Raw genomic sequence first — 20,466 nt, forward strand, 5'->3', positions numbered from 1 at the left:
TCGGTTTGTAGTGGCCAGCATTCGGTCGTGGGCGTTAAGGTCGGTTGCTGTCAGTCTGTTTTTCCCAGATGGATGAGAGCATCGCCCTGGTAGATGATTGGCGCATGATTTAGCCCAATGATGTAGCCACTTTCGGGAATTTTTACGGCCCGTTCGAACGCTCCGTAGGGGTCGGAAATGCTCCCGATGATGTCGCCTTTTTCAACTTTAGCGCCATCTTTAACTTGGAATCGGAACAGGCCGCCATGTCGCGCACGGATCCAGCTCGATCGTCGGATCAGGATGGGGTCGCTGCCGTTCATGTCGGCAATTTCGTTGGTGTAGTCGCGCATGTCCAGGTGATGCATCAGCCGCAATACGCCGTTTACGCCGCGCTGGGTGATGCGGTTGTGGATGTCGAGGGATTTTCCGCCTTCGAACAGCAGTATTTTTTTGCCGGCCTTGGTGGCGGCTTCGCGAAACGACTTTTCCCGGTCGGGAGCCATTACGATGAAGCGCGGATGAAAAATCCGGGCAAGCTCCAGTAGCTCCGGATGTTCTTTGCCAACCCGGATTTGGGAGCTGTTAAACCGGTTGGCTCCGCCGGTGTGAAAATCGACAATGTAGTCGGCTGCCGGCAGTATTTTATGCATCAGGTTCCAGGCAAAAAGGCTGGCCAGCGATCCGTTTTGTGTGCCGGGGAACATGCGGTTAAGATCTTTGCCATCGGGAAACTCGCGGCTTTTGTTCAGAAAACCAAGGACATTCAGGGCGGGAATGCAGATGACGGTGCCGCGGCTTGGCTTATTGTATTTGTGGGCAATAAGCCCGCGGATTATCTCCACGCCATTCACCTCGTTGCCGTGAATGCCCCCGATTAGCAGGAGCACCGGGCCGGCTTCCTTCGCTCGCTCAACAATAACAGGCACTTCAATTTTATTGTGCGTGTGCAGGCGGGCCGTTTCCAGGTTGATAATTGTTTTTCGCCCGGCCGGGATGGTTACGCCTAAAAGTTGAAGTGGTTGATTTTTCATGCTTGCTTAAACGTTACGTTCTACATAGCGGATGATGCTGTTGGCGATATCTTTGCCGGTGGCGGCTTCAATACCTTCCAGTCCCGGCGATGAGTTTACCTCCAGGATCAGCGGACCGTTTTTGGATTGCAGCATGTCGACCCCGGCAATGCCCAGCCCCATTACACGGGCGGCTTTCAGGGCGGCATTTTCTTCTTCTTCGCTCAATTCGTAGATAGAAGCGGTACCTCCGCGATGCAGATTCGAGCGAAATTCGCCTTGTTTGGCTTGTCGTTTCATGGCGCCAACAACCACCCCATCGACAACAAACACGCGAATGTCGGAGCCTTTGGCTTCTTCCACGAACTCCTGAATGATAACCCGGGCTTTCAGTCCGTTGAAGGCTTCGATGACCGATTCGGCAGCATTTTCATTTTCGGCTAAAACCACGCCCAGTCCTTGTGTTCCTTCCAGTAGTTTGATGACTACCGGGGCGCCGCCAACGCTTTTCACAATGTCCTTCACGTTGCGCGAATAGTTGGTGAAAACGGTTTTGGGGAGTCCCAGGCCGGCGCGGCTCAGGATCTGCAGGCTGCGCAGCTTGTCGCGCGAGCGAACCAGTGCTTGCGACTCGATAGCCGAGAATACCTTCATCATCTCGAACTGACGAACAACGGCTGTGCCGTAGAAGGTTACCGAAGCGCCGATACGGGGAATGACAGCATCGACATTTTCGAGCATCTGCCCTCGGTAGATGATGCCTGGTTTCTTCTTTTCAATCACCAAGTCGCACTTGGAATGATCGACAACCAGCATCTGGTGTCCCTTTTTTTCTCCGGCTTCAACCAGTCGTTGGGTTGAGTAGAGGTTGTGGTCGCGGGATAAAATGACAATTTTCACGGTGTTTTTTGTAATCTAATTAATTTGATGTCTTTTCTTCTTTATTTATCGTCGGTCTGCTTTTTTAGTTCCACAGTCCATTTTTCGTTTTTGGCCGACAGCCGTGTTCGGGCGCTATCGACGACAAAGCGGCGCGACAGAAACTTACGACCCAGTAAAACCGGGAACTTCATTTGTCCGCGTTCGCTCAAGGTCAGCTCGATTGGGAAATTTTGGTTGAACAGTCGGATCTGGGTTTCAATGCAATACCGTTCTTCCATTTGGCCGTTCGAGCTGCGTATCCGCTTCTTTGTAAAGCGGTCAAATATAAATTCTTTGTTGTGATATTGCGCATGGTTGGGGTCCAAAAAATAGCCGTGCAACTTTTTTTCTCCGTTTAGCTCAATCAGCTCAATGCTATGGCAGTGAACGCTGGAGGTGTAGGCTCCGCTATCAATCTTTACTTCAATATTTTCGAGTTGAAGGTCGGGAAAGTCAGCCTCGTCGTACCGCCCGATCAGGAGTCGTTTTTTCATCCTAAAAAGTTGAAAAAGAAATGGGCAACACCCATATAGAGCAACAGGCCCAGTACGTCGTTCATGGTGGTAATAAAGGGCCCTGTGGCAACGGCCGGGTCTACCTTGAAACGATGTAAGACCAACGGAATCAAAGTGCCAAACATGGAGGCAAAGACAATGACAATGAAGAGGGTGCAGCTCACGGTGAGGGTGAGCTTGTAGCTGTCGCTGAACAGGTAGTTGTAGCCGAAGATCAGCAAGGCAAAAAATAAACCGGTGATCAGGCCGACGCCCAGCTCTTTTAAAAGTTTTTTGCCGAGGGTGTCGAATTTGCGGGTGCCGGCAGCCAGGGTTTGCACCACGATGGAAGACGATTGCACTCCCACATTACCTGCTGTTGCCGCAATCAGGGGAATGAAAAAGGCCATGGCCGGAATGTGGTTGAGTGTGTCCTGGTGGGAGCTCAATACCTGCGCGCCGGTAAGTCCTCCGGCCGTACCAATGAGCAGCCAGGGGATCCGCACACGCGTCAGTCGCCATACATTGTCGGTGGACTCCACATCGCCGGTGATCCCCGAAACCATCTGGTAGTCTTTACCGGTTTCTTCGCGAATCACATCCACCACGTCGTCGATGGTAATACGCCCTTTGAGGCGCCCTATTTGATCGACAACCGGAAGCACAACCAGGTCGTACTTTTCCATGATTTGGGCAACTTCTTCCTGGCTGGTGTCGGTTCGTACCGACTGGATATCTTCGTTACTCAGCTCTTTGACTTTGCTGTGAGTGGGTTTCTGGATTAGTTTGGAGAGCGAGAGCACGCCTTTTAGAATATTGTCGTTATCGACAACGTACACGTAGTATATTTCATCGATTTCTTCCGACTGGCTCGAGATTTCTTTCAGGCAGGTTTGAACGCTCCAGTTTTCGTTAACCTTCACCAGTTCCTTGGCCATCAAACCACCGGCTGTATCTTCGTCGTACTCCAGCAGGTCGGCAATGTCGCCGGCTTGTTCTTTGTCGTCAATCTCCGAAAGAACCGCTTCTACGACTTCTTCTTCCAGCTCGCCCATGATGTCGGCAGCGTCGTCCGAGTCCATGTGCTCCACAAACTGGTGGGCAATAACCTCGGGAGGCAGTACGCGCAGAAAGCGGCGGCGCATGTTTTCGGGAATTTCAAGCAGCACATCCGAAGCCATCTCTCCGTCGAGTTGGAGGTAGAGGTATTTGGCTTCGTCCATGGTGAGCTTGTCCATGATTTCGGCAATGTCGGTGGGGTGCAAACCTTCCAGCATTGCCAGTACTTCAGCAGATGATTCGGTTTCAATCAAATCCTGAAGCTTGATGATAAATTCCATGTTTAATTCCACGCTCATGGGCTTGCAGTATTTTAGGGCTGAGCCTGGATCAGCCGGGTTAAGTTCTCGAAGTCGGAAACGCTAAGCTGCTCCGGGCGGAGGTTGAATATTTCGTTTGCCTTTAACGGCTCATCTTTGATGAACTGTTTTAGGGAATTGCGCATTGTTTTTCGCCGTTGGTTAAAAGCTGCTTTCACCAGCGTGGCAAACAATTTTTCGTCGCAGTCGAGCTTTTCGCGACTGTTGCGGCTTAAGCGTATGACGGCCGATTTTACTTTGGGGGGCGGGTTGAACACGTTTTCGTGGACCGTAAACAGGTACTCAATGTCGTAATAGGCCTGAAGCAGCACACTTAAAATGCCATAGGTTTTGGAGCCCGGGCCGGTTGCCAGGCGCTCGGCAACTTCCTTTTGAATCATGCCCACCACTTCGGGAACCTGGTTTTTATAGTCCAGGATTTTGAAAAAGATTTGGGACGAGATATTGTAGGGAAAGTTCCCGATGACGGCGAATTTGTCCGGAAAGTAGTCCTCTAGCTTTAGCTTCAGGAAGTCTTTCGAGATGATTCGTTCACTCAGTTCCGGATAATGCTTTTTCAAGTAGTCGACCGACTCGTGGTCGATTTCGACAACCGATGTTTTAAAATTCGGCTTTTGTAAGAGGTATTGTGTTAAAACACCCATTCCCGGGCCAATTTCCAAAACCTCGGAAACAGACTCGGCTTGCATGCTGTCAACAATTTTGCGAGCAATATTTTGATCTTTCAAAAAATGTTGACCTAAATTTTTTTTGGCTCTAACTGTGGTCATTGTTATGAGACTAGTGGTTTCGAATTTTCGAATATGTTCTTTAAAAGAATGAGGTTTAAAACAAATATTTATTTTTGTCGCCGAATTTGGGCTTTTTTTAAGGGGTGCAAATTTAAAAAAGTACTTATAAAAATGCTTGAAAGTGGTGCTAAACCTTTCTTAAAAATAGCGCATTTTCAGAAATAAACAAGTTGGTTTTGAAACATAAACTATTGAAGACACTTAAGGTCCTGGCTTTTTTCGCCTTGGGGATGGTCATTTTTTGGCTGGTGTACAAAGATCAAGATATTAAGCGGATCGAATCGATCCTGAAGAATGATGTCAACTATTTTTGGGTATGGGTGTCGTTGCTTTTGGGTTTGCTGAGCCATGTTAGCCGCACCATCCGCTGGGCCATCATGATTGAGCCACTGGGGCGTCGTCCGCGTACCTTAAATACTTTTTTGGCGGTGATGGTTGGTTATCTGATGAATCTGGTTATTCCGCGCATGGGCGAAATTTCGCGCTGTGGTGTGTTGGCCCGTTACGAGAAGATGTCCTTCACCAAGCTGGTCGGTACGGTTGTAACCGAGCGCATTATCGATGTGTTGATGATGCTGGTACTTACTCTCATCGTTATTGGTACGCAGTTTGGAAAGCTCATTCAGTTTCTCGATAATAACCCCGAGGTGAAGCAAAAGCTGGAGAATATTACCTTTTCTCCGGTGGCTATTTTGAGTGTGCTGGGCGTGGTGGTTTTGTTTTACTTTTTCCGGCAAAAGATCCGGCATTCAGCGTTGTTCCATAAGCTGCACGAGATACTGCAAAAGTTTGGAGAGGGCTTGCGCACCATTCAGAATATGAAGAATAAGTGGGCTTTCATCTTTCATACGGTATTTATCTGGCTGATGTATTACTTGATGCTGTATGTTGTTTTCTTTGCTTTTGGTTTCACGACGCATTTAACGGCCATTGCAGCTTTAACCACCTTTGTGTTGGGCACTTTTGGTATGGTTGCCCCGGTACAGGGGGGCATCGGAGCCTGGCACTTTATGGTTATTCAGGCCTTGGTTGTTTATGGGGTAAGTAAGGCCGACGGGGTGGTTTTTGCCTTTTTGGCTCACTCGTCGATGACTGCCATGCTGATTCTGATGGGGCTTGTTGCCTTGTTAATTCTTCCGTTTGTTAATCGTCGGAAAGAAGAAAGTTTGTAGCTTTAAGGGCTAACTTTCAACCCCATCGATTTGAATACCGAATTATTTATAGCCCGTCGTTTATTTTCGGCCAAAGAGTCGAAGAAAAACCTCTCCCGGCGCATTGTGCGATTAGCGGTTGCCGGCATCAGTCTCGGGATGGTGGTGATGATCCTGGCTGTGGCCATCGTGATTGGCTTTCAGCGCGAGATTGCCGCGAAGGTAAATGGTTTTTCGGCTCACCTGCAAATTGTTAACTACGATAGCAATCAGAGCTACCAGACCATTCCGATTGATGAAGATCAGGCCTTTTTGCCTGCTTTGGATTCGCTTTCCGGTGTTCGACATATTCAATGTTTTGCGACCAAGCCGGGCATTATTAAAGCCGGCGACGAGATTCAAGGGGTCGTGTTAAAGGGAATTTCATCTGATTTCGACTGGCGTTTTTTTGATCGCTACAAGCTTGCCGGGGAGCGTATTCCGTTGGATTCGTCGCGCACCGACCAGGTGTGGATCTCGGAGCAGATTTCGAAGCTTCTGAAATTGAAGCTGGGCGATCAGCTGCTGATGTACTTTTTGAATTCGGATGAGAAGCTGCCTCGTATTCGTCGGTTTACTGTTGGAGGCCTTTTTCGGACCGGATTGGAAGAGTTTGACCGGATGTTTGTGCTGGCCGATTTGCGCCATATTCAGCGGCTGAATAATTGGTCGGACAAGCAGATTAGTGGCTTCGAGATTTTTATTGATGATTTGGATGACCTGGATGCGGTGAACCGGGAGGTGCGGGCACTGGTGTTGGAAAATCTGGAGGCCGATGCGCCCTTGTTGCGTGTAAGTAATGTGAAGGAAAAGTTTCCCTATATCTTCGACTGGCTGAACTTGCTGGACATGAATGTGTGGATCATTCTGTTTTTGATGGTGTTGGTTGCCGGCTTTAATATGATCTCGGGTTTGTTGGTAATTATTCTGGAGCGAACACGGATGATCGGTATTCTGAAGTCGATGGGAGCAGCGAATGCAAACATTCGCAAGATCTTTTTGTATTTGTCGGCGTTTCTGGTCGGCAAGGGCTTGTTGTGGGGGAATATTATTGGTGTTGCTTTGTGTTTGCTGCAACAGCATTTTAAGATTATCCATTTAGATCCCGCCTCTTATTATGTTAATACAGTGCCTGTGAATTTGCTTTTGTCTCACCTTGTATTGCTTAACCTGGGAGCACTGGCAGTAACCCTGCTCATGATGCTGGGACCATCGTATCTGGTGGGTCGCATTTCGCCGGAGAAAACCATTCGTTTCGAATGATTTTTGGCAGCTTTCATCTTGAATAGTTCGCTGGTGGTTTATAAACGCCTTATTCTTCGTGTTTTGCCTGGTTGCTGATCGGTTTGTCAAGCTGCTTGAAATTAAGGTGTTATGATTGTCTGGTAGTGTGAATTTTTAAAATCTAACAAGCTGTTGATTTCCCAAAATCTTTAATTTCTTGTTAAACGATTGGTGCAAGTCGCATTCTTTCTGAATTTATGATTATCTTTAGCTATGCACGAATTTAATCCGGAATATATTGCCACTTTACTTCGATCGGATCTTCCCGGCAGAGCCTCGCATCTAAAGATGATTCCCCCGGGGCGGAAGCTGGCTGTTGATGCTTCTGAAGCCGGGCAGGTACGGCATAGTAGTGTGTTGCTTTTGTTGTTTCCGCACGAAGGCCGGATATATACCTGTCTGACCAAGCGTGCCTCGGGAATGAAGAACCATCCCGGACAAATTAGCCTTCCTGGAGGGCGTATCGAGGCTGATGAAAAACCGGAAGTTGCAGCTTTGCGCGAAGCCCGCGAGGAGGTTGGGATTGACCCTTCCGATGTGCTGTTGCTTGGTCGCTTGTCGGAGTTGTACGTGCAGGTTAGTCGGTTCAAGGTTTTTCCTTTTGTGGGCTGGGTTGACCGCAAGCCCGATTTTGTGATTAACCGCGCCGAGGCCGAGAAACTGATTTTGTTTCCGATTCAGGAATATGCGGAACATCGGAAGTTGAAACATTACCCGGTGAATACAACAACCGGCGTGCTTCAGGTTCCTTGTTTTCTTTACGAAGGAGAGGTTGTTTGGGGCGCAACAGCGATGATTTTATCCGAGTTCCTGGATTTGTTGGGGAAGCATCAGTTTACGACGACTCAATAATATTGACGTAGTGGTGATAGGTGTTAAGCACCTTGTTCACGTATTCAAAAGGTTCTTCTCCCCGGCAATAGCCCCATTTTACCACCGGATCTTTATAATATTTTGCCGCCGACTTATTGAGCAGGAAATAGTCAACGTTGTTGGTCCAAACAATGGGGATCTTGTTGTATTTTTCAGCCAGTCGTTGGGCGTCTTTTACGTGTCCCAGGCCAACATTGTAGGCTGCCAGCACAAATTTCACCCGTTCCAGTGAGTCGGGAACTTCATGCTTAAAATTATCGTCCAGCCATTTGAGCAGGCGCACCCCCACCTCAATGTTTTTTGCGGGCTTTTCGTAATCCAGAATCCTGAAAAGATCGGCTGATTCGGGCATCACCTGCATCAGCCCGTACGCACCAGCCCAGGAGACCGCTGCGGTATCGAATTTCGATTCCTGATAGATCACGGCCGCTGTTAGTCGCCAGTCGATTCCGTATTGTTTACTTTCTTTTTTGATGATATCGTCGTAGGGCGAAATCTTTCCTCCGCTTAGCGAATGGTAGTCGTCCAGAACGCGCAGGTGAGCCCTGTTTACTTCGAAGTATTTTTTATAAAGGATTGCAAAATCGCGGGTTTGTTTGAAGTTGCTGATCCAGTTGTTCAGGTATGCCCGCCATTCGGGGCTGTTTCGATGAATAGCCCAGGCAATGTTTTGGGGGAAGCTGATGGGGGTGGCAATGTCGAGGTTGGGGAAATAGGTCTGGTTGACTTTGGCGACATTTTCGTCACAAACCGTCAGGTTGATCTCGCCGTTGGCAACCATGCTAACCAGTTGCTCGACGCCGTAAATCGAATCCTGAACAATGTTAATTTCGGCACCAATCTCCTCCGACAGATTCATCAGGCGCCGGTAGTGGGCCGTGTTTTTCTGAACGTATATTGTTTTGCCGGCCAGCTCAAGCTGGTTGCGAATCAGGGAGTCTTCCAGTTGTTGGTGGGTGAGCGATTGCCAATTTGGGGGGCGGCGCTGCACGAGCACCTGCCGCGTTTGCTCCAGTGGTTCTGTGAAGTCAATCAGCTTGTTGCGCGATTTCGTTACCGTCAGGTTTTTTGCGACCAGGTCGTATCGTTTTTTGCGCAGTCCCTCGAAGGTTTCTTCCAGGTTATTGCTGACCGATATTTCCAGCTTAACGCCCATGTCGGCGGCCAGATGTTGCAACAGTTCGTATTTGAAGCCCATGGGGCGGCCTCGGTAAATAAAGTAGTTGGTTGAGTTGTAGTCGACAACAGCCCTCAGTTTGCCGGATTTTAGAATGCGGCTTAGTTCGGTATTTTGGGCTGTTTTCTTCTTTTCGTTCTTCCTGTTACCTGTTGAACAGGCCACGAACGCAAACAGAACCAGTAAAATGAGTGACGGTTTGATGAAATTTTTTCGCTTCATGCATGAAGTTTAGTTTGTCTAATCATAAAATGACCAGGCAATGCCCAAGCGGAAGGTTCTTCTGTAGAGCGGATAATCGGGTGCCGCCCAGTAGTTCCCGTCCAGCAGGCCCGTTGCAGCATTCAGCAACTGGAAAAAGGCCCGGGTTCGCTTTAGTTTTAAGTTAGCATGCAGGTCTACTATGGGGAAGTTACCAATTTTTTGTTGATTTTGCCAATAAAAACCTGCAGTGGCCGGGTCGTAAGCATCCGCATAATAGGCGGTGGTATATCTGGTGTCGAAGCCAAAGTTGGCATACATCACTTTTGATATGAGTAGTTTGAAGTTTACGCTTAAGTAAGCTGTCAGATCGGGGAGATGCAGGTACGATTCCTGGTTGGTTTTCTGCCAAAGTGCGCTGGCCCGAATCAGCCAGTGTTTGCTTTCGATGTCTTTGTTAACGAAAGCCGACAAGACCAACATTTCAGCCGATCCTTGTTGTGGTGTAGCTTCGGCGCCGTTGTAGATGTAGTCGCTGATTAAAGCGTAGTTGAAGGCGGCTGTCAGTTTGTGACGTTTCGATTCGACACGGGCTTTAAGGATCATCTCCTTGGTGTTGTTGAAATGGTTATTCCATTCGAAGTGGTTTGAGTAGTACCTGCTTTCGAAGTAGTCGGGAACAATGGTGTTGAGTTCTCCCGACAAGTGGAGCGATGTGGTGTCCTTGCCAATGACCAGCGGCTTATCGATAAAGGCACTGAGCTCGGTTTGCCCGGAGCGGTAACCGGTCGTGTAAAATTTACCCTGGATATTCCAGCGCCAAAACTCGCCCGCGTCTCTTGAGATGGCTCCCCCGGCAAAGGTGTTGTGAAGTTTTTCTTTCGCCAGCAGGGGGGAGTTGGCACCCATCATTTGTGCTGAAATCAGATCGTGACCAATGAAGGCGCGTTTGCTGAAGGTATATTTGCGATTGGGCGATTCGTAAAACTTAATCTGAAATGTGTTGCTCAGCCTGTTGTAAATCGTCGTGTCGTTGGTGGCCACACTGTCGCGGTAAGTATTGGGGTAATAATCCAGGTTGATGTCGGTATCTTCAAAGATCCGGCGGTTCGAAGAGTATTCTATTTGATGCATAAAGCCGGTGATGGGGCGGAATACCTCTTCGATGTAGCCTTCTTCGTCTTCCCGTTCTTCGGTTTTTCCAAGGCGGTACTCGTTTATCGCGAACACCGTATTATTGCGGAGTTGTGCATTGGCAGTGGTGAGGTTTACAATGTAGGTTTCTGTTTCGTCATATTCGTTCAGGTCCTGATCCGGCTCAAGTCCTCCGTTTTCTTCGTTTTTATTGCGGTTGAAGATAATCCCCGCATGCGAGTTGAACTTGTCGCCGCGGTAGGTGGTCGATAGTCCGATGTTGTGAAATTTATTCTCCTGAAACTGGTAAAAACCAGTCGATTTATCTTGATTGTAAAATAGTTGAAACCCGAAATTTTCATTCACGTTTTGCGCGTGAAAAACATTGAACATGGTTTCGTTCCGGGTATTCTTGTTGTCGCTTTGTTTGTAGTCCAAAAGCGTGTAGGGCGTGGTTGTGTTCATGAACTTCAGGTCGCCCGGGAGCACCGTGTAAGCCTCAAAAGAACGATAAAAATAAAAATCGGACTTGCGTTGTCGGTTAAAAAAGTCGCCGTTCAGGTAGGCCCCACCAATATTGCCGGTAAAAACCGGACGCAGATCCTGCCTGAAAATCGGATTGTGAACATGAAAGAAGCCCAGGGCTGTGTCCAGCTCGGCTTTTGTGTAGGTAGCTCCAAAATTGCCAACCGTCCAGTTGTTGATAATTGAGGGGATATCCTTGTTTTTATTGTCTTCTCCGGCGTGATCATGGCCTTCCTGTGTGTCCTCGTCCTGCTCGTCGTCGCCCAGTTGGGGCTGGTAGCTTCCAAAAGAATTCCGGTCGGTTACCTGAGCCAGTACTTGTTGGCCTGCCAACAAGATTAATATGCTAAAAAGTATCTGTTTTCCAATCATAACCGGGCAAAGATAATTAAAAGTGTCAGTTGCCAAGCTTTTCCAACTTTAAAAAAAGTTATTGTATTTCTTGATCGATGGCGGCTTTGTTTGTTGATAATAAGGCTGTTTGTGATGGGGTTGTGGTTTGTGTTTGCTTTCGGATTCTTTTCCGGATGCGGGATGATCATTTGGGGCAAAGCCGGAAGAACATCGGGATGTGTTGCGGAAAGCCTTTGTGCCTGCCTGGCGACTTGCAAAGGTCGGATGGCAGCATGCTTTGGAGGCTCTGTCTCAGTTAGATTTTCGGCTGTCGGACGGATGAGCTGATAGCTGGGGTGGGCTAATTTTTTGCTGTAAAGAGCAGCTGTTCGGCTTAACCAACCTATCCGGCTGTCGTAAAAGAAACTGGAGCCAGTTGTTTGGTTTTCCACCTCCCGGCAGGCTGATTGTCCTTTCGTAAGTGCCGGTGTCAATCTCCGATTTTGCGTTGTTGAACTAAAAAAAAATACAGAAGTCATGAAAACGAATGTTTTAATGCTGGATACCTTAAAGGGAATGAAAAGTCTGATTTTTTCGGCCTTCTTGTTGAGTAACCGGCAAAAGCGTAAACTTCGGATTGTCTATCTCGAAGATTTTAACTGGGTGAGCAGTGCCAACTATCTGGGCATAACTCCCGCGAGCCTGGGGGCAGGCATGGAGTTGGCCGAGTCGCAAATTCGAAGCGACTATCAGAAGGCTGCCTCCGAAATCCGGCGTGTTTTAGATGAATATCTGTCTGAACACAGTGAGCATGTGCCGTACTCGTACGAGCTGCGGGAGCACAACCGGCTGGAATATATCGAGGAGCTTCTGGTTGACGACCCGGAAATGCTGTTGCTGGTTAGCAATTATAGCAGTGTTTCGAGTACCGCTGGCGGAGCTGTTCATTACCCGAATATTCTCGATAAAGTAGCCTGCCCGGTACTGGTTGTCCCCGATGATCAGACCTTTGATAGCTTTGGTAATTTGTTGTATGCCACGGCGCTTCATCGCGAGGATATTGACGCTATTGGCAGTTTGGTCGAGTTGTTTGGCGATGCTGTTGCGCCTAAGTTGACTGTTTTTCATCATCATCCTGACGATGATTTTGAGCATCAGATGAAGTGGCTTGGCTTTCAGGCGATGGTGACGGAGGCGGTACCTCAGGTAACGCCCCAATTTCATCTGGCAAAAGGCAAGGATCTCGATGCCGAGCTGGAGGACTTTGTCCGGGGTGGCGACTTCGACCTGCTTGCAGCCTTGAAGGAACGAAAGGGTTTCTTTGCCGATTTGTTTGGCAGCTCGCATACGCACGAGTTGATTCGGCACTTTAATAAACCAGTGTTGGTGTATCACGAAAAGCAGAACGAATAGCGGCGGATGTGTCAGTGGCTGAGCTCTGATGTTTTGGGCTGCCCGGCCTGTTTCTGTCTTCTCCCGAAGGCCGGAGCAGGCCGTGTTGTTGCATGATCGCGTAACAACACGGCGGATGCTTGCTTTTCTCGAATATCGGTGCGTGAAAATATTGGGCATTGGCGGGCCGATGACGATTGTGCGGCCCGTACGCTCAGGGCCGGATGGTTTCGGGCTGGCCGGAAACTTGCGCAGGTTGTTCCACCGAGCTGCTTTCCGGAAACAGATCGTATTTTTTTCAACGTATTCCCATTAGTTATTGACATTCGCTTTTAAAATTTCCACACTTTTGCTTTCTTTATATTTGCGATAAATATGAACGAAATTATGACTCCAAGGTACGACGAAGGATCCATTAAAACCTTAGACTGGCAAGAACACATCCGCAAACGCCCCGGGATGTATATCGGAAAATTGGGTGATGGCTCGGCAAGCGACGACGGCATTTACGTGTTGCTCAAAGAAGTTGTCGATAACTCGATTGATGAGTTTATGATGGGCTTTGGGAAAAAGATCGAAGTGAAAGTTTCCAACGAGCTTGTAAGCATCCGCGACTATGGGAGAGGAATTCCGCTGGGCAAGCTAAAGGATGTTGCATCGAAGATGAATACCGGTGCCAAGTACGACTCTGAAGTTTTTAAGAAATCGGTAGGACTGAACGGAGTCGGTATCAAGGCGGTCAATGCCCTGTCGAGCACATTTAATATCAAAGCTTTTCGCGAGGGCGAAGTCAAGGAGATCATCTTTTCGAAAGGTGAAGTGGTTGAGGAGAAGCAGATTGTGCAGTCCGACCAGGCCAACGGAACGGAGGTGAACTTTATCCCCGATGGTGATATCTTCCGCAACTATCGTTTTCGGAACGATTATGTGGAAAACATGATGAAAAACTATTCTTTTCTGAATGCAGGGCTGACCATCTATTGCAATGGCGACCGCTATCAGAGTAAGAATGGCTTGAAGGATCTGCTGGAGGAAAACCTGAATACCGACCCGCTGTATCCGGTTATTCATCTGAAGGGTGAAGATATTGAAGTAGCACTAACCCATGGAAATCAATATGGCGAGGACTATTATTCGTTTGTAAACGGGCAGCATACCACGCAGGGTGGTACGCACCTGGTGGCTTTTCGCGAGGCATTGGTCAAAACCATCCGCGAGTTTTATAAGAAGGATTTCGATCCTTCCGACATTCGGGCTTCTATTATTGCGGCTATCTCCATAAAGGTTGAAGAGCCGGTTTTTGAATCGCAAACCAAAACCAAGCTGGGCTCCCGCGATATTGGCCCCGACGGGCCTTCGGTGCGCAACCACGTGGTGAACTTTGTGCAGAAAGAACTGGATAACTACCTGCATAAAAACGCCGAGGTTGCCGAGGTGTTGCTGCGCCGGATTCAGGAATCCGAGCGGGAGCGCAAAGCGATCTCCGGAATTAAGAAACTGGCTAAGCAGCGCGCCAAAAAAGTAAGCCTGCACAACCGCAAGCTGCGCGACTGCCGGGTGCACTTCAACTCATCGAAAGAGAATCGGGTTGATTCGAGCATCTTTATCACCGAGGGTGATTCGGCCAGTGGTTCCATCACCAAGTCGCGCGATGTGAATACGCAGGCTGTCTTCAGCCTGAAGGGAAAACCGCTGAACACTTATGGGCTGACCAAAAAAGTGGTGTACGAAAACGAGGAGTTTAACCTCTTGCAGGCGGCGCTGAACATTGAGGAAAGCCTGGACGACCTGCGTTACAATAAGGTGATTATTGCCACCGATGCCGATGTTGACGGGATGCATATCCGCTTGTTGCTGATTACCTTTTTCCTGCAGTTTTTCCCCGAGTTGGTCAAAAAAGGACATCTGTATATTTTGCAAACCCCCTTGTTCCGGGTGCGGAATAAAAAGAAAACATACTATTGTTATACCGACGAAGAACGGATTGCGGCCATTGCCGACTGCGGTAAGGCGGCCGAGATTACCCGATTTAAAGGATTGGGGGAAATCTCGCCCGATGAGTTTAAAAACTTTATCGGCCCTGAAATACGACTCGAGCCTGTTGTGATGAAAAAACACGAGTCGGTATCGCAAATGCTGGAGTTCTATATGGGCAAAAATACACCGCAGCGGCAGGAATTTATCATCGACAACCTGTATGTTGAGAAAGATGAAGTTTAACCGAAACATTTAAATGGATTTAAGGTGAGCGAAGAGATTATTAAAGCAGATCAATCCGGATCTGAAAAAGACGATAATATCACGTATCTGTCGGGAATGTACCAAAATTGGTTTCTCGACTATGCGTCCTATGTTATTTTGGAACGGGCAGTGCCCTATGTTAATGATGGTTTGAAGCCGGTGCAGCGGCGTATTTTGCATGCCATGCGAGAGATGGATGATGGTCGTTACAACAAGGTGGCCAACATTATTGGTCAAACCATGATGTATCACCCGCACGGCGATGCGTCAATCGGTGATGCGCTGGTGCAGCTTGGTCAAAAAGACTTGTTGGTTGACAGCCAGGGAAACTGGGGAAACATCTTAACCGGCGATGGCGCGGCAGCCCCCCGTTATATTGAGGCCCGCTTGTCGAAATTTGCGCTCGATGTGGTTTTCAACCCTAAAACCACTAACTGGAAATTATCCTACGATGGCCGTAACCGCGAGCCGGTAACCTTGCCGGTTAAGTTTCCGCTCTTGTTGGCACAAGGGGTTGAAGGCATTGCTGTTGGTCTGGCATCGAAGATTTTGCCGCACAACTTCATTGAGCTGATCGATGCCTCCATCGCCTATCTGGAAGGGGAAGAGTTTGAGTTGTATCCCGATTTCCCGACCGGAGGATCGGTGGATGTGTCGAAATACAACGACGGTCTGCGCGGCGGCGTGGTGAAGGTGCGGGCAAAGGTTGAAAAACAGGATAACAAGACCCTCGTTATCACGGAACTTCCTTACGGGAAGACAACAAGCACGCTGATCGAGTCGATCATCAAAGCCAACGATAAAGGGAAAATCAAGATTAAGCATATCGACGATAACACCTCCGACAAGGTGGAGATTCTGGTGCATCTGGCAGCCGGTGTGTCTTCCGACAAAACCATCGATGCCTTATATGCTTTTACCGATTGCGAGGTTTCTATTTCGCCCAATTCCTGTGTTATTGAAGATGATAAGCCCTTGTTTTTGGGCGTTAGCGAGATTCTGATCCGGAACACCAATCAGACCGTTTCGCTGCTTAAGCTGGAGCTCGAGATTCGCAAGGGCGAGTTGCTCGATGCCCTGCATTTTGCCTCGCTGGAGAAAATCTTCATCGAGGAGCGGATCTACAAGGACAAGGAATTTGAACAGGCGGAGAATATGGATGAAGCGGTTGCTCATATCGATAAGCGCCTGGAACCCTGGAAGCCTAAACTTGTTCGCGAAGTGGCCCGCGAGGATATCCTGAAACTGATGGAGATCCGCATGGCGCGCATTTTGAAATTTAATACCGACAAAGCGAATGACCACATTCAGTCCATAGAGGAAGAAATTAAGGAAATAGACTATAATATTGAGCATATTATTCCTTTCAGCATAGCTTATTATGAGCGTATTAACGCAAAGTACGGAAAGGGTAAGGAGCGGAAAACCGAGTTGCGAAGTTTCGAAAATATTGTGGCTACCAAGGTGGTTGTGGCCAACGAAAAGTTATACCTCGATCGGGAAGAGGGCTTCATGGGTACAAGTCTGAAAAAGGCCGAATATATTTGCGATTGTTCCGATATTGACGATATAATTGTATTCCGCAAAGATGGAACCTACTTTATTACCAAGGTGAGCGATAAGGCTTTTATTGGTAAAAACATCCAGCATCTGGCGGTCTTTAAGAAGAATGATAAGCGCACGATTTACAATGTGGTGTACCGCGATGGGAAGCAGGGCTATTTTTACATGAAGCGCTTTGCCGTCACCGGTGTTACCCGCGATAAGGAGTACGATGTCACCAAAGGCACGCCGGGCTCCAAAGTGTGGTATTTCAGTGCCAACCCCAATGGCGAAGCCGAGATTTTAAAGGTAACCCTGAAACCTAAAGCACGTCTGAAACGCATGATGTATGAAGTGGACATGGGTGATCTGGCCATCAAGGGGCGCGGTGCCATGGGCAATATTCTCACCAAATACGAATTGCATAAAATTGTGCTTAAAGAAAAGGGAGTCTCGACCCTTGGCGGGCGCAAAATATGGTTCGACACCGATGTGTTGCGCTTGAATTCCGATGGGCGTGGTAAATATCTGGGCGAGTTCCAGGGGGATGATCAGATTCTGGTTTTGTTTAGGAACGGCGATTATCAACTCTATAATTTCGACCTGAGCAATCACTTCGATCAGGACATCCTGACGATCGAGAAGTTTGATGCCGATAAAATTCTGTCGGCAGTGTATTATGATGCCGATCAGGAATACTATTACGTGAAACGTTTCCAGATTGACGATGTACAGGGAAAACGGGTGAGCTTTATTGGCGAGAACGAGCACAGCCGGCTAATTAGTGTAACTTGGGTGCATTATCCGCGTTTGCAAATTACTTTTGGCGGTAAAAATGCGGAGCGGGATGCTGAGATTGTTGAGGTGGCCGAGTTTATCGGCGTCAAGTCGCATAAGGCCCGGGGTAAGCGATTAACCAACTATGAGGTTGAAAACATTACCGAGATCGAGCCGATTGTGAAAGATGAAGACGAACACAATGAGCCTTTGGCAGATGAGCCGGAACCTGATCCGAATGATGATGTTCCGTTTGAAATTAACCGGAAGAAGAAAGGTGATGATGAAGAAGATGATAAAAACCAAATGTCGCTGTTTTAAATGAGAATCTATTTAATTGGCTATATGGCTTGTGGCAAAACAACCCTGGGGAAGGAGTTGGCCCATAAATTGGGATTGTCGTTTCTGGATCTGGATAAATATCTGGAAAAAAAGTACTTTAAAACAATCCCCCGGATCTTTGAAGAGGAGGGTGAAGGTGGATTTCGGGAGAAGGAACGCGCTTGTTTGCACGATGTTTCCGATTTTGAGGATGTTGTGATTGCAACCGGTGGCGGAGCACCTTGCTTTTTCGATAATGTACAGCTGATGAATCAAACGGGAACCTGCATCTTCTTGGATGTTGACCCGGAGGAGCTCGCCGACCGCCTGATGACGTCGAAAACGGAACGTCCGCTGGTGAAGGACAAAACGCCCGAAGAGTTGGTGGGCTTTATTGAAGGCATGTTGGAAAAACGGCGACCTTTCTACGAGCAGGCTGAATATTGTATTACCGGATCGAAGATTACGGTGGAAGAATTATTATCGCGGATAGAATTTGAACATGAGTAAACTCGAAGTATGTGCACTGGCCTCCGGTAGTAACGGCAATTGCTACTATATTGGTAACGACAAGGAAGCCTTGCTGGTCGATGCCGGTCTGTCGGCCCGTCAGTTGCAGCTTCGCTTCTTGGAAAAGCAGATCGACGAACGTAAGATCAAAGCCATTCTGATAACTCATGAGCATGCCGATCATGCCCGTGGTTCGCGGGTCCTGAGCAAGCGCCTGCAAATACCGGTGTACATCACCAAGAAAACTTTCCTGGCTCTGAGTAAGGCTAATCGGCCGGCTGACGTGCGTTGGTTCGAGCCCAACGAGCCATTTGTTTTAGGTAAGTTCGAGGTTTTTCCTTTTGCCAAGCAGCACGATGCGGCCGATGCCTGTTCGTTTCGGGTGGCTTATGCCGGTAAGCACGTTGGGGTGATGACTGATATTGGGGAGGCTTGTGCATTGGTGCAGCAGCATTTTGCCCAATGTCATGCCGTTTTTCTGGAGAGTAACTACGATGATGAAATGCTCCAAAATGGCCCTTATCCGTACTATCTGAAAGAACGCGTAGCTTCCAGTCAGGGACATTTGTCCAATCGGCAGGCTTTTGCCCTGGCCGAGCAGTGTGGCGGAGACCAATTGCACACGATCTTTCTGAGTCACCTGTCAGGCGAAAATAACACCCCCGAGTTAGCCGATGCGGTGTTCGATCCGCTGCGTGCCCGCTTTCGGGTCGAGTTAACCTCGCGCTCTCAGCCAACAGCTTTTTTTGAGGTGTAGCTCCCGGCAAGGACGGCTTGACAAGAAAGTTGAAAAAAATAAAAAACCCGAATTTCTTCGGGTTTTAAATAAACAAAGCGTGAAAAATATCTTAATCAGAAAAGCCGTTGCCGGCCTCTGCTTAATCTCGAAATTAATCTACTTTCGTTACGTTTGTAGCAACCGGTCCTTTTTTACCTTCACCGATTTCAAACTCAACAGTTTCGTCTGGTTCAAGGCCGGCAAAAGAGTCAGCTAATCCTGAGTGGTGAACAAAGATGTCTTTGTTTTCTTCAGTTAGGATAAAGCCATAACCTTTGGTAGCATCGTACCATTTTACAGTTCCTTTCATAGCAGATTGCTTAGTAGTTAGATCTGTAGTTGTTGTCTCTGCGACCATAGCCGCCACCGCTGTTGCCGCCGCGGTTGTTGCCGCCACGGAAACCTCCGCCAGCAGGTCTGCGGTTTTCGCGAGGTTTGTCAATAGACTCGTTAACTACCATTGTTCTTCCTTCAAGCTCAGCTCCGTTTAATTCTTCGATCGCTTTTTTAGCTTCTTCTTCATTAGCCATCTCAACAAAACCAAAGCCTTTGCTTTTACCGGTAAATTTGTCAGTAATCAATTTTACAGAGTCTAATTCACCATACTCCTCAAAGATCTCTCTCAGGTCGTCCTGAGTAAGATTGTAGTTGAGGTTTCCTACAAAAATGTTCATAATCAATAAAAAATAAATGTGTGAGCAGCAAATGTAGACTTAATTTGTACGTAAAAAAATTTATTACCGAAATAATTTCAGAATTATCTCATAATTAACGAAAAAGACAGCTTGCAGCCCTTCTGAAGGGGGTGGGCATGAAGTGAAGGCGTCAAGGTTAATTTTACCCGTCGGAGCTGTTTGTGGCGAATGGCTCCGGGGGGCTCGGCAGGTTTCGGCGGCGGGACTTTAGAGGGCAAGGAGGGAGTTTCGCACGTTGGTGGTGCAGGGCATAAAAAAACTTCATGATTCCTGGGAATCATCAATAGGAATGAAAGGCTAGGATTTTTCAATTATACTGTTGTCGTTGTTTTCAAAAGTTGTCGAGTTGTCGTTCCACAGCTATTCAAAACCAGTTATTGGTCTTGCAACTTTGGGTCTCTGCGTAGTAAGACTTTCAGAAAAATCCTTCATGATTCGGAGGGAATCACCAACAGGGATGAAAGTGGTGGAAGACAGCAGAAGGCATTTAAGAGAAGACGGAAGCTCGCTCGGAGCGGGACCGGCCTACTTTTTATCGATGGTGAGAGGCGAACCGGAAGCTTAGTGAATCCGGGAAGCTCCGATCCGGCAGCTGCCGGAAAGGAGATCACCCGGCCGAACTTAGCTTTCGGGAGCTGACACCTGAAGATAAAAATAAGCCTTGAATTTTCTGTTTACTCTTTGCTTCAAGGCAAAGAGTAAAACCCGTCCGGTAGGACAAAAGATTCATTTTTGATCAAAAGTTGAAGCGAAGGAATAGGCTCTAAAGCGCCGGAAAAAGAGACTTTCAGAAAAAACCTACATGATTCCCGGGAATCACCAACAGGAATGAAAGTGAATTAACTTGCGGTATCTACGTACCAATAAAATTTTCTACTATGAATCCTGTCGAAGAATTCCCAAGAATCATTGAGCG

Annotated in this window: 19 protein-coding genes; 9 read left to right on the forward strand and 10 right to left on the reverse strand. The window is 47.9% G+C overall.

The features are described 5' to 3' along the window. Positions 1–50 precede the first annotated feature (50 nt). Genes C8N47_RS16330 through rsmA form a run of 5 tightly spaced genes read right to left on the reverse strand, consistent with a single transcriptional unit; the run spans position 51 to position 4,556 of the window. Positions 51–1,013, reverse strand: coding sequence for a succinylglutamate desuccinylase/aspartoacylase family protein (locus tag C8N47_RS16330; protein ID WP_107823645.1), 963 nt, complete (start codon positions 1,011–1,013; stop codon positions 51–53). 6 nt (positions 1,014–1,019) lie between these two features. After that, positions 1,020–1,892, reverse strand: coding sequence for a 30S ribosomal protein S6--L-glutamate ligase (gene rimK / locus C8N47_RS16335; protein WP_107823646.1), 873 nt, complete (start codon positions 1,890–1,892; stop codon positions 1,020–1,022). 41 nt (positions 1,893–1,933) lie between these two features. Then, positions 1,934–2,407, reverse strand: coding sequence for an ATP-dependent zinc protease family protein (locus C8N47_RS16340; RefSeq protein WP_107823647.1), 474 nt, complete (start codon positions 2,405–2,407; stop codon positions 1,934–1,936). Beyond that, positions 2,404–3,765: a magnesium transporter gene (gene mgtE / locus C8N47_RS16345; RefSeq protein WP_107823648.1), complete on the reverse strand. Its 1,362-nt coding sequence runs from the start codon at positions 3,763–3,765 to the stop codon at positions 2,404–2,406. The genes C8N47_RS16340 and mgtE overlap by 4 nt, the downstream gene beginning before the upstream one ends. 14 nt (positions 3,766–3,779) lie before the next feature. Next, a complete protein-coding gene (gene rsmA, locus C8N47_RS16350; protein WP_107823649.1) occupies positions 3,780–4,556 on the reverse strand; it encodes a 16S rRNA (adenine(1518)-N(6)/adenine(1519)-N(6))-dimethyltransferase RsmA in 777 nt (258 codons plus the stop codon). A gap of 197 nt (positions 4,557–4,753) precedes the next feature. On the opposite strand from rsmA, the gene C8N47_RS16355 reads away from it, so the two are divergent. The 3 genes from C8N47_RS16355 to C8N47_RS16365 all read left to right on the forward strand — a co-directional run bounded on the left by C8N47_RS16355 (position 4,754) and on the right by C8N47_RS16365 (position 7,903). Continuing rightward, complete coding sequence (locus C8N47_RS16355; RefSeq protein WP_245915736.1) at positions 4,754–5,749, forward strand: lysylphosphatidylglycerol synthase transmembrane domain-containing protein; 996 nt, start codon at positions 4,754–4,756, stop codon at positions 5,747–5,749. Between the two features lie 30 nt (positions 5,750–5,779). Further along, positions 5,780–7,030: an ABC transporter permease gene (locus C8N47_RS16360; protein ID WP_107823651.1), complete on the forward strand. Its 1,251-nt coding sequence runs from the start codon at positions 5,780–5,782 to the stop codon at positions 7,028–7,030. A 234-nt stretch (positions 7,031–7,264) separates the two neighbouring features. Further along, positions 7,265–7,903, forward strand: coding sequence for an NUDIX hydrolase (locus tag C8N47_RS16365; protein ID WP_107823652.1), 639 nt, complete (start codon positions 7,265–7,267; stop codon positions 7,901–7,903). Here C8N47_RS16365 and C8N47_RS16370 read toward each other — a convergent pair. From C8N47_RS16370 to C8N47_RS16380, 3 genes are read right to left on the reverse strand one after another with little or no spacing between them, the layout of a single operon-like run. Then, positions 7,887–9,323, reverse strand: coding sequence for an MltF family protein (locus C8N47_RS16370; RefSeq protein ID WP_107823653.1), 1,437 nt, complete (start codon positions 9,321–9,323; stop codon positions 7,887–7,889). The genes C8N47_RS16365 and C8N47_RS16370 overlap by 17 nt on opposite strands. Before the next feature lie 18 nt (positions 9,324–9,341). After that, entirely contained in the window at positions 9,342–11,333 is a 1,992-nt protein-coding gene (locus tag C8N47_RS16375; protein WP_107823654.1) for a putative porin, read from the reverse strand. After that, positions 11,330–11,746: a hypothetical protein gene (locus tag C8N47_RS16380; protein WP_146161551.1), complete on the reverse strand. Its 417-nt coding sequence runs from the start codon at positions 11,744–11,746 to the stop codon at positions 11,330–11,332. The genes C8N47_RS16375 and C8N47_RS16380 overlap by 4 nt, the downstream gene beginning before the upstream one ends. Positions 11,747–11,831: 85 nt before the next feature. Between C8N47_RS16380 and C8N47_RS16385 the strand changes: the two genes are divergently transcribed. The 5 genes from C8N47_RS16385 (at position 11,832) to C8N47_RS16405 (ending at position 18,834) form a co-directional block, all read left to right on the forward strand. Continuing rightward, complete coding sequence (locus C8N47_RS16385) at positions 11,832–12,707, forward strand: adenine nucleotide alpha hydrolase family protein (protein WP_107823656.1); 876 nt, start codon at positions 11,832–11,834, stop codon at positions 12,705–12,707. A 354-nt stretch (positions 12,708–13,061) separates the two neighbouring features. Further along, a complete protein-coding gene (locus C8N47_RS16390; RefSeq protein WP_211316183.1) occupies positions 13,062–14,906 on the forward strand; it encodes a DNA topoisomerase IV subunit B in 1,845 nt (614 codons plus the stop codon). A 24-nt stretch (positions 14,907–14,930) separates the two neighbouring features. Then, on the forward strand, positions 14,931–17,567 hold the full coding sequence (locus C8N47_RS16395) for a DNA gyrase/topoisomerase IV subunit A (RefSeq protein ID WP_107823657.1): 2,637 nt from the start codon (positions 14,931–14,933) through the stop codon (positions 17,565–17,567). Further along, positions 17,568–18,077: a shikimate kinase gene (locus C8N47_RS16400; RefSeq protein ID WP_107823658.1), complete on the forward strand. Its 510-nt coding sequence runs from the start codon at positions 17,568–17,570 to the stop codon at positions 18,075–18,077. Further along, positions 18,070–18,834: an MBL fold metallo-hydrolase gene (locus C8N47_RS16405; protein WP_107823659.1), complete on the forward strand. Its 765-nt coding sequence runs from the start codon at positions 18,070–18,072 to the stop codon at positions 18,832–18,834. Before C8N47_RS16400 ends, C8N47_RS16405 begins: the two co-directional genes overlap by 8 nt. Positions 18,835–18,967: 133 nt before the next feature. Here C8N47_RS16405 and C8N47_RS16410 read toward each other — a convergent pair whose 3' ends face one another. Further along, complete coding sequence (locus C8N47_RS16410; RefSeq protein ID WP_107823660.1) at positions 18,968–19,165, reverse strand: cold-shock protein; 198 nt, start codon at positions 19,163–19,165, stop codon at positions 18,968–18,970. Positions 19,166–19,175: 10 nt separating this feature from the next. After that, complete coding sequence (locus tag C8N47_RS16415) at positions 19,176–19,529, reverse strand: RNA recognition motif domain-containing protein (RefSeq protein WP_107823661.1); 354 nt, start codon at positions 19,527–19,529, stop codon at positions 19,176–19,178. Between the two features lie 451 nt (positions 19,530–19,980). Between C8N47_RS16415 and C8N47_RS19020 the strand changes: the two genes are divergently transcribed. Beyond that, positions 19,981–20,115 (forward strand): hypothetical protein, encoded by a 135-nt coding sequence (locus C8N47_RS19020; protein ID WP_281257088.1) that lies wholly within the window; start codon positions 19,981–19,983, stop codon positions 20,113–20,115. The last annotated feature ends 351 nt before the right edge of the window (positions 20,116–20,466 follow it).

Source organism: Mangrovibacterium marinum, assembly GCF_003046625.1.
Lineage (GTDB): Bacteria > Bacteroidota > Bacteroidia > Bacteroidales > Prolixibacteraceae > Mangrovibacterium > Mangrovibacterium marinum.